Annotated in this window: 5 protein-coding genes and 4 tRNA genes; 2 read left to right on the forward strand and 7 right to left on the reverse strand. The window is 49.1% G+C overall.

Translation table 11 applies throughout. From position 1 onward, the window contains the following. From E0L21_RS25335 to E0L21_RS24490, 5 genes are all read right to left on the reverse strand, one after another. Nucleotides 1–81, reverse strand: an 81-nt coding sequence (locus tag E0L21_RS25335; protein WP_003842260.1) for an elongation factor Tu, incomplete at its 3' end; no start/stop codon positions are given. A gap of 113 nt (nucleotides 82–194) precedes the next feature. Beyond that, nucleotides 195–270: transfer RNA gene (locus E0L21_RS24475), tRNA-Thr, on the reverse strand. A gap of 6 nt (nucleotides 271–276) precedes the next feature. Continuing rightward, a tRNA-Gly gene (locus tag E0L21_RS24480) sits at nucleotides 277–351 on the reverse strand. 111 nt (nucleotides 352–462) lie between these two features. After that, nucleotides 463–547: transfer RNA gene (locus E0L21_RS24485), tRNA-Tyr, on the reverse strand. Nucleotides 548–555: 8 nt separating this feature from the next. Beyond that, nucleotides 556–631 (reverse strand) — tRNA-Thr (locus tag E0L21_RS24490). Between the two features lie 337 nt (nucleotides 632–968). Here E0L21_RS24490 and E0L21_RS24495 point away from each other — a divergent pair. Then, on the forward strand, nucleotides 969–1517 hold the full coding sequence (locus tag E0L21_RS24495; RefSeq protein ID WP_131413814.1) for a GNAT family N-acetyltransferase: 549 nt from the start codon (nucleotides 969–971) through the stop codon (nucleotides 1515–1517). A 203-nt stretch (nucleotides 1518–1720) separates the two neighbouring features. Further along, the gene (gene coaA, locus E0L21_RS24500; RefSeq protein WP_017460033.1) at nucleotides 1721–2671 is read left to right on the forward strand and encodes a type I pantothenate kinase; all 951 of its coding nucleotides are present in this window, start codon (nucleotides 1721–1723) and stop codon (nucleotides 2669–2671) included. Nucleotides 2672–2702: 31 nt separating this feature from the next. Here coaA and birA read toward each other — a convergent pair whose 3' ends face one another. Beyond that, entirely contained in the window at nucleotides 2703–3665 is a 963-nt protein-coding gene (gene birA, locus E0L21_RS24505) for a bifunctional biotin--[acetyl-CoA-carboxylase] ligase/biotin operon repressor BirA (protein WP_131413815.1), read from the reverse strand. Beyond that, nucleotides 3662–4690 carry a UDP-N-acetylmuramate dehydrogenase gene (murB, locus tag E0L21_RS24510; RefSeq protein ID WP_131413816.1) on the reverse strand — a complete coding sequence of 343 codons (1029 nt, stop codon included), beginning with the start codon at nucleotides 4688–4690 and terminating at the stop codon, nucleotides 3662–3664. The genes birA and murB overlap by 4 nt, the downstream gene beginning before the upstream one ends. Nucleotides 4691–4754: the final 64 nt, after the last annotated feature.

Below are 4754 nucleotides of genomic sequence, written 5' to 3' on the forward strand. Positions count from 1 at the left end.
CGTTGTTTTACCATGGTCAACGTGGCCGATAGTACCGACGTTAACGTGCGGTTTTGTACGTTCAAACTTTTCTTTAGACATCGATTGTCCCTCTAAGACACGGATAAATCGGTGATATCACCACATCAACCAGGCAACATGCCCGACTCGTTGAATGCTAATAACAGAAGAGAAACCAGGGAGGAGAAGTGAAGTGGTGCTGATACCCAGAGTCGAACTGGGGACCTCACCCTTACCAAGGGTGCGCTCTACCAACTGAGCCATATCAGCACGTCTTGGAGCGGGCAGCGGGAATCGAACCCGCATCATCAGCTTGGAAGGCTGAGGTAATAGCCATTATACGATGCCCGCATCCTGAAACTCGGCTACCCAGTACTTCTGTATTATCGGGAGAAGACACTCTCCCAAAGAGCTGATTCACTACTGACACCAACTCAGGTTACGTTTTAGCGTAACCGAAAATGGTGGTGGGGGAAGGATTCGAACCTTCGAAGTCTGTGACGGCAGATTTACAGTCTGCTCCCTTTGGCCGCTCGGGAACCCCACCGGACTTGATGGTGCCGACTACCGGAATCGAACTGGTGACCTACTGATTACAAGTCAGTTGCTCTACCTACTGAGCTAAGTCGGCATCAAGTAGCGCGCATTCTAGGGAGACAGAGGGATTGATGCAACTAAAAAATTGCACAAAACGTTCTATCGCTCACATTTTGCGCGACAAGCCGAAGAAACGCTGTAATTTCATGCAACACCGTGGAAAAAACCACCATTTCTCATGATTCATTCCTATCTATTCTCTTGTAGTCAACGATGTGTCTGGTAACTGTTAGGGCTTGGCCGGGGTGCAGTTGCGTTATTGCGGTGCAAATAAATGCATTGCCCAATACTCATTCTTCAGTCGCAATGCGAAACCGTGAAATGGATCACTAATTGCATCTCTGCGGTTATACCCCAGCGGAGGCGTCACTATGAAGATTGTGTTGTTAAATGCAGCTACCTTGCCAATCTATTGCCCCGAGCTTGCTCAACTGCTATTGGATGCGTTGCACAGCGGCGCATCCGTGGGGTATCAACGATCGATCAGCCAACAGGAGGCTGAAGCTAGCTTTTACCGCTTACGCAGCGAGCTGGAAAAAGGCGAGCGACTCATCTGGATTGCGCGGGATGAACAAGGTGTTTCTGGCTGCGTCAGCCTGCAACTCGCCATGCAGCCTGAAGCCCTTAACCGCGGAAATATCAAATTATTGTTGGTACATCGCCGCGCGCGCCGAACAGGCATTGGCAAGAAACTCATTGCTGAACTGGAAAAGACAGCATGTGCACGCCAGCGAGGTTTGCTGTCGCTTGAAGTACTTTCAGGTTCTGCCGGGGAAGCGTTCTATCGCTCGCAAGGATACCGCTGCCTGGGTGAAATGCCCGATTTTCTCTGCTCTGCGGATGGTTATTACCATCCGGCAGCCATTTATTTTAAGCGCTTATTTGCTGTAAATCAGATGGTTCGTTCTATTGCCAGCTAAAGTGAAGCGCGTGATGCTTTCTGCGGAAAGCATCACCTTGGCGCGATTTTTCATATTATTCCCTGTCATCTGGTGTTAACCTCCTGCCCATTGATCCCACTTATTTCAATAACGTCGTGCCATAGCATTATCTTCAGAGTCTCTCTCTGGCTGCGCGCAGGAAGCCAATGCAGCGAATGATAATGGCAGGCTAATAAAAGCTTATGAGTAAAAAAGAGCAAACGTTAATGACGCCTTACTTACAGTTTAATCGCAGCCAGTGGGCTGCGCTTCGTGACTCTGTCCCTATGACCTTAACTGAAGGCGAGATCGCGAGATTAAAAGGCATCAATGAAGACCTTTCTTTAGAAGAAGTTGCGGAAATATACCTTCCACTTTCCCGGTTACTCAATTTCTACATCAGTTCGAACTTGCGCCGCCAGGCCGTTCTTGAACAATTTCTCGGCACTAACGGGCAGCGTATTCCTTATATCATCAGTATCGCGGGTAGCGTTGCAGTGGGCAAAAGCACCACTGCTCGCGTCTTGCAGGCACTGCTGAGCCGCTGGCCGGAGCATCGTCGTGTAGAACTCATTACTACCGATGGCTTTTTGCACCCAAACCAGGTGCTGAAGGACCGCGGCTTGATGAAGAAGAAAGGGTTTCCGCAATCTTATGATATGCACCGCCTTGTGCAGTTTGTTTCAGATATTAAATCGGGCGTGACTAATATCACCGCACCGGTTTATTCACATCTTATTTATGATGTGATCCCCGATGGGGATAAAACGATCTCACAACCGGATATTTTAATTCTCGAAGGGTTAAATGTTTTACAAAGCGGTATGGATTACCCACACGATCCACATCATGTATTTGTTTCCGACTTTGTTGATTTCTCGATTTATGTGGATGCGCCAGAAGACCTTTTACAAACCTGGTATATCAACCGTTTCCTGAAGTTCCGCGAAGGCGCATTTACCAATCCTGATTCTTATTTCCACAACTACGCCAAATTGTCTGAAGCCGAAGCAATTGAGATTGCTATGTCATTGTGGAAAGAAATTAACGGATTAAATCTTAAAGAAAACATCCTGCCAACCCGCGAGCGCGCGAGTCTGATTATGACAAAAAGCGCCAACCATGCCGTGGAACAAGTTCGGCTACGGAAGTAAATAAAAAGGGAGCATGAATGCTCCCTTTTTATTATTCCGCGCTACGAAGCGATATTTCTCCACCCACCCAGGGTTTAATAACGCCGTCTTGCTCAAGTAACAAAGCACCTTGCGAATCAATCCCGCGGGAAATGCCAAGGATCTCTTTTTCACCGATAATCAACTTAACCGGGCGATTAATGAAATTATCCAGCGTTTCCCAGCGAGAAAGGAAAGGCGTTAACCCCTCTTGTTCAAAATGCTGCAAGGCGGTGCGAAGTTCAATGATCAAACGTGACGCCAGTTGGTTGCGATCAATGCGCACACCGGCTTCCTGAAGATTAATCCAGCTCTGACTGATATCTTCTGCCTGTGTTTTACGCATCACAAGATTGACGCCAGCGCCAATGACAATTTGCGCCGCATCGCCGGTTTTTCCCGTTAATTCGACGAGGATCCCCGCGAGTTTACGATCTTGTAGATAGAGATCATTGGGCCATTTGACTCGTACTTGCTCAGCGCCTAAATCGCGCAGCACCTCGGCCATAACGATGCCAATGACGAGGCTCAGACCAATGGCCGCCGCCGGCCCCTGCTCAAGCCGCCAGTACATGGAAATATAGAGGTTGGCACCAAACGGAGATACCCATTTACGCCCGCGCCGCCCACGACCAGCCTGTTGATATTCGGCAACACAAGCGTCACCGGAGCGTAAGTCACTTAAGCGATCCAACAGATACTGATTGGTTGAATCGATCACCGATAGCACCGCAACAGAGCCCTGCGCAACCTGGCTACTGATAAAGGCTTCATCCAGTAGCTGAATAGGTTCTGGCAAGCTGTAACCTTTTCCCGGCACGGTGAAGACATCTACGCCCCAGTCACGCAGCGTCTGGATATGCTTGTTGATAGCAGCACGGCTCATGCCTAAACGCTCACCAAGCTGTTCGCCAGAATGGAACTCGCCATCTGCCAGAATCGAAATCAGTGTTAATGGAACGGTGTTGTCTTTCATGCAATAACCTCCACCGCATTCACCTCGCCAGAACATCCTATGAAGCGCACTTCCGGTTCCAGCCAGATATCAAATTTATCGCCTACGCTCTGCCGGACAAAATGTGCGAGACGCACCACATCTTCACTCGTTGCATGGCCGGTATTAATCAGTACTAAAGCTTGTAAGTGATGAACAGCAGCGCCCCCTAATGAGGTTCCTTTCAACTGGCATTGATCGATCAACCAGCCTGCGGCCAGTTTCACTGAACCATCTGCCTGCGGGTAATGGGGAGCATGAGGAAAACTTGCGAGCAAGATGCGGGCTTTTTCAGCCGAAATCACCGGGTTTTTGAAGAAGCTGCCCGCATTTCCGTTCACTTTAGGATCCGGTAACTTGCTGGTACGCATCTGGCAAACGGAATCGAAAACTTGTTGAGGCGTTACAGTCGCTGGATCCAGACGGGTTAAATCACCGTAGGTCAACACTGGTTGCCAGAATTTTGCCAACCGCAACCCAACAGCAGTGATGGCGTAACGATCCTGATATTCATGCTTAAAGATGCTGTCTCGGTAGCCAAAACGGCAGGCGTCTGCAGATAAACGCTGCGACTCACCGCTACTGAGCTCCATGCAATCTACATAGCTGCAGACACGTTGCAGCTCTACGCCATAAGCACCAATGTTTTGGATAGGAGAAGAACCCACACAGCCAGGAATTAACGCCAGATTTTCCAGTCCCGGCATGCCTTGTTCGAGCGTCCACTGCACAAGACTATGCCAGTTCTCCCCCGCACCGACATGCAAAAGCCATGCGTCCGCCTCTTCGTGAACGTCAATGCCTTTAATTCGATTGATAATGACTGTTCCGATAAAATCTTCTAGAAACAATACATTACTTCCTTCCCCGAGGATCAATACGGGCTGCTGGCTCTGTACTGCAGACTGCCAGGCATTAAGCAGTTGCTGCGTATTTTCGACACAAATAATTTGGTGAGCCTGGCGATCAATACCAAAGGTATTCCAGGGCTTAAGGGAGAGATTCATTAGCGCTATCCTGATGCAAAAACACGGCTAGTTTACCGCATCCGCAGGATGAGCGCTTGTGGTG

Origin of the sequence: Kosakonia quasisacchari, assembly GCF_004331415.1 — a bacterium.
GTDB classification, from domain to species: domain Bacteria; phylum Pseudomonadota; class Gammaproteobacteria; order Enterobacterales; family Enterobacteriaceae; genus Kosakonia; species Kosakonia quasisacchari.

Coding starts and splice junctions, on each gene's coding strand:
- E0L21_RS24495 (WP_131413814.1), top strand. CDS start 969: ATGAAGATTGTGTTGTTAAATGCAGCTACCTTGCCAATCTATTGCCCC.
- coaA (WP_017460033.1), top strand. CDS start 1,721: ATGAGTAAAAAAGAGCAAACGTTAATGACGCCTTACTTACAGTTTAAT.
- birA (WP_131413815.1), bottom strand. CDS start 3,665: ATGAAAGACAACACCGTTCCATTAACACTGATTTCGATTCTGGCAGAT.
- murB (WP_131413816.1), bottom strand. CDS start 4,690: ATGAATCTCTCCCTTAAGCCCTGGAATACCTTTGGTATTGATCGCCAG.